Origin of the sequence: Mesorhizobium sp. M7A.F.Ca.AU.002.02.1.1 (assembly GCF_003998535.1) — a bacterium.
Taxonomy (GTDB): domain Bacteria; phylum Pseudomonadota; class Alphaproteobacteria; order Rhizobiales; family Rhizobiaceae; genus Mesorhizobium; species Mesorhizobium ciceri.
This window is the reverse complement of record NZ_RZPB01000537.1, coordinates 1-4,262: the sequence shown is the minus strand read 5'-3', so window position 1 is coordinate 4,262 and position 4,262 is coordinate 1. Positions and strand designations below refer to the sequence as shown.

The 4,262-nt window shown below is 64.2% G+C and carries 4 protein-coding genes; 3 read left to right on the top strand and 1 reads right to left on the bottom strand.

What is annotated here, in order from left to right; all coding sequences use genetic code 11:
* The 3 genes from EN879_RS26135 to EN879_RS26125 form a co-directional block, all read left to right on the top strand.
* A partial coding sequence (locus tag EN879_RS26135) for an ABC transporter permease (protein ID WP_164774583.1) occupies nucleotides 1-2,222 on the top strand: 2,222 nt, incomplete at its 5' end.
* 227 nt (nucleotides 2,223-2,449) lie between these two features.
* On the top strand, nucleotides 2,450-3,229 hold the full coding sequence (locus EN879_RS26130) for a Bax inhibitor-1/YccA family protein (protein ID WP_013528823.1): 780 nt from the start codon (nucleotides 2,450-2,452) through the stop codon (nucleotides 3,227-3,229).
* A gap of 108 nt (nucleotides 3,230-3,337) precedes the next feature.
* A complete protein-coding gene (locus tag EN879_RS26125; protein ID WP_063169546.1) occupies nucleotides 3,338-3,910 on the top strand; it encodes a GNAT family N-acetyltransferase in 573 nt (190 codons plus the stop codon).
* 132 nt (nucleotides 3,911-4,042) lie between these two features.
* On the opposite strand, the gene EN879_RS26120 is transcribed toward EN879_RS26125, so the two are convergent.
* On the bottom strand, nucleotides 4,043-4,262 hold a 220-nt coding region (locus EN879_RS26120), incomplete at its 5' end, for a DUF2794 domain-containing protein (protein WP_164774582.1).

The following is a 4,262-nucleotide window of genomic DNA, read 5'->3' as shown; positions in this document are numbered from 1 at the left end:
AGGCCAAGGCGGTCGACCATGTCTATCCGCTCTATGGCACGCTGGAGACCGAGCCGGCGCTGTCGAAACAGGAACTGTTCGGCGAAGAGTTCGGCGTCTTCGGTGCGGCAGCGCCCGATCTTCTGTTCGAGCGGTTGCACGTCAAGCTTGGCGACCGGCTGAAGCTCGGCACCGCTACTTTCGAACTGCGCGCCAAGCTGGTCGCCGAACCGGATGCCGTGTCCGACGGCTTCGGCTTCGCGCCGAGGCTGATGATCTCGACCGAAGGGTTGGCGGCCACTGGACTGATCCAGCCGGGCAGCCTGGTCGAGAATGCCTACAAAATCCGGCTGCCGGCGGACGCCGACGAGGCAAGGCTCAAGGCCATCCAGGATCAGGCCGCCACGGATTTTCCGGAAGCCGGCTGGTCGATCCGCACGCGCAGCAACGCGGCGCCCGCGCTGTCGTCCAACATCGAACGCTTCTCGCAGTTCCTGACCCTGGTCGGGCTGACGGCGCTGGTGGTCGGCGGCGTCGGCGTCGCCAATGCGGTGCGCGCCTATCTCGACGGCAAGCGCGGCGTCATCGCCACCTTCAAGAGCCTGGGCGCTTCGGGCGGCTTCGTCTTTGCCGTCTATCTCGTGCAGATCCTGATCATAGCCGGATTGGGTGTCGTGCTAGGCCTTGTGCTCGGCGCACTAATGCCCTTCGCGGCGAGCGCGGCCTTGCAATCCGTCATTCCGGTGCCGGCCGAAGGCGGCTTCTATCCCGGCGCGCTCGGCATGGCGGCGCTGTTCGGCCTGCTGGTGACGTTGGCTTTCGCGCTGCTGCCGCTCGGCCGCGCCCGCGACGTGCCGGCAACCGCGCTGTTTCGCGAAATGGGACTGGAAGGCCGCGGCTTGCCGCGCCCCGCCTATGTCGCGGCGGCCATAGGCATCGCGCTGCTGCTTGCGGCGCTGGCCATTCTGTTCTCGGGCGACCAGCGCATCGCCTCGATCTTTGTCGGCGCTACCGTCTTCGCCTTCCTGGTGCTGCGCTCGGTCGGCGCACTGGTGCAATGGGCGGCCAGGAAAAGCCCGCGCGTGCGCTTCGTGGCGCTCAGGCTCGCCATCGGCAACATCCATCGGCCAGGCGCCCTGACGCCATCGGTGGTGCTGTCCCTGGGGCTCGGGCTGACGCTATTGGTGACGCTGGCGCTGATCGACGGCAATCTCAGGCGACAGATCTCAGGCAGCCTGCCGGAACGGGCGCCGAACTTCTTCTTCGTCGACATCCAGAGCGCCGATGTCGCGTCCTTCTCGGCGCTGATCGGCAAGGAGGCGCCGCAGGGCGTGCTGGCCAAGGTGCCGATGCTGCGCGGCCGGGTGATGGCGCTGAACGGTGTCGATGTCGACAAGGTGAAGGTGCCGGCGGAAGGCGCCTGGGTGCTGAGGGGGGATCGCGGCCTGACCTATGACACCAGGCAGCCGGAGAACGCGACGCTGACCGAGGGCAGTTGGTGGCCCGAAAATTACAGCGGCGAACCGCTGGTTTCGTTTTCGGCGCAAGAAGGCAAGGAGATCGGGCTGAAGCTCGGCGACACCATCACCGTCAATGTGCTGGGCCGCAACGTCACGGCCAGGATCGCCAGTTTCCGCCAAGTCGAATGGGAGACGATGGGTATCAATTTCGTCATGGTCTTCTCGCCCAACACATTCGCGGGCGCCCCGCATGGCTGGATGGCGACGCTGACCGAAAAGAGTGCATCGACGGCCGACGACGCCCGCATCCTCAACGCCGTCACCCGCGCCTTCCCGGCGGTGACGACGGTGCGGGTCAAGGACGCGCTCGACATCGTCAACCGGCTGGTCGGACAGCTCGGCACGGCGATCCGGGCGGCCGCTGGCGTGGCGCTGATCGCTTCGGTGCTGGTGCTGGCCGGCGCGCTTGCAGCCGGCAACCGGGCGCGCATCCATGATGCGGTGGTGTTGAAGACGCTGGGCGCGACACGCACGACGCTGATATCGGCCTTCTCGCTCGAATATATGCTGATCGGGCTGGCCACCGCCATTTTCGCGCTGGCGGCGGGCAGCGCAGCCGCCTGGTTCGTCGTCGCGCGCATCATGACTCTGCCGTCGCATTTCATGCCGGAGGTGGCGGTGGCAACCATTCTGTTTTCGCTGGTGATCACGGTCGGCATTGGTCTCGCCGGTACTTGGCGGGTGCTCGGCCACAAGGCAGCACCGGTGCTGCGCAACCTGTGACGACAGGCCCGGAACGGGCATCCTGGATTAAATCTTGGTAAGAAAGCCGTCCGAAAAGCCGAGGAAACGGCGCTTCGCCCTCTCACGAACCGTTACATCCGGTTACGGTCTTGTTCTTGACGCGAATAACCATCATATTTCGCCACAGGCATGCTGGAGCCCTGCCAGCGGCGCCCAGGTCCGGAAGGACCTGACACCGGACGGGGCAGAAGCAATAGAGGACTACAATGGCTGATCCCATTCGCAACTACCAGACGCGCGCCGTGCCCGGCGTCGGCGTCGGTGCCGACATCGATCAGGGCCTGCGCGCCTACATGATCAAGGTTTACAATCTGATGGGGCTTGGCCTCCTCATCACCGGTCTTGCCGCTGTCGGCACGATCATGCTGGCCACCACCACCGATCCGGCTTCGGCTGTCGCGACGCTGCCGAGCGGCGAGATGCTGACGTCCTTCGGCTACGCGATCTTCGGCTCGCCGCTGCGCTGGGTGGTGATGCTGGCGCCGCTGGCCGCCGTGCTGTTCCTGTCGTTCCGCGTCCAGTCGATGAGCGTTTCGGCAGCGCAGACGACGTTCTGGGTCTATGCCGGTCTCGTCGGCCTGTCGCTGTCTTCGATCTTCCTGGTCTACACCACGGCCAGCATTTCACAGACCTTCTTCGCCACGGCCGCCGCCTTCGGTGCGCTGTCGCTGTTCGGCTACACCACCAAGCGCGACCTGACGGCGATGGGCTCGTTCCTGATCATGGGCGTGTTCGGCATCATCATCGCGTCGGTGATCAACATCTTCCTGCAGTCGTCGGCGCTGTCGTTTGCCGTGTCGGCGATCGGCGTGCTGGTCTTCGCGGGCCTCACCGCCTATGACACGCAGAAGATCAAGGAGATGTATTTCGAGGGCGACAGTTCGGACGTTGCCGGCCGCAAGGCGATCATGGGCGCGCTGACGCTCTATCTCGACTTCATCAACCTGTTCATGTTCCTGCTGCAGTTCATGGGCGACCGTCGCTAGTTCAGCATGCTGGACCATCGAGTTCCAAAAGGGCGGCCCAACGGCCGCCCTTTTCTTTTGTGCCGGGCTTTGCTGTTATCGCGAGCAGAGAAATGGCACCCATAAACTATGAGCACTATTACGATTCGACCGGCGACAGCGGCCGACCTCGACAGCATCACCGGCATCTACGCCGACGCGGTCGCCCAAGGCACGGCGAGCTATGAGTTGGAGCCGCCGAGCCGCGCGGAGATGGGTGTTCGATTCGACAGCCTGATGGCCGGCGGCTTTCCCTACCTTGTGGCGGAGAAGGACGGCGCGGTTCTCGGCTACGCCTATGCCGGTGCCTTCCGGCCACGCCCGGCCTATCGCTTCATTGTCGAGGATTCGGTCTATGTCGCGCCCGAGGCCAAGGGCCAGGGCGTCGGGCTCAAGCTGATGCAAAGCCTGATCGAGGCGGTGACGACGGCGGGCTTTCGCCAGATCATCGCGGTGATCGGCGATGGCCGTCCCGACAGCGCCTCGGTGCGGCTGCACGAAAAGCTCGGCTTTCGCCATTCGGGCCGCCTGGAAGGCTCCGGCTACAAGCACGGGCGCTGGCTGGACACGGTGTTCATGCAGCTGTCGCTGAATGGCGGGGCATCGGCGCCGCCCGATCCGAGTTCGCTGCCAGAGCGGAAGTTTCGCCTTAGAGGGGACTGAAGAAGGAACTGAAGAATTGCGCAATTGAAGAACTGAAGAATAAAAAGAAGCGGCGGCAACAGATGACGCCGAGGCCTTTTCTTCAACTCATCAATTCTCCATTTCTTCAATTCCCCTGCTCTAATTCCCTGCTCAGGCTTCGACCAGCTTCAACTTGCTGTCGAACACACCGAGCACGCGGCCGAGTTCCTGGCCGCGTTTCAAGATGCGGCCGCCGGCGGCGATGACGGCAAAGGCGCCCTGCTTGCGGGCCAGTTTCGGATCCTTGACGATCTGGAACAGCGGCACTTCGCTGGTGCGGCGGAAGACGGAAAAGACAGCGCGGTCGGCGAGATGATCGATGGCGTAGTCG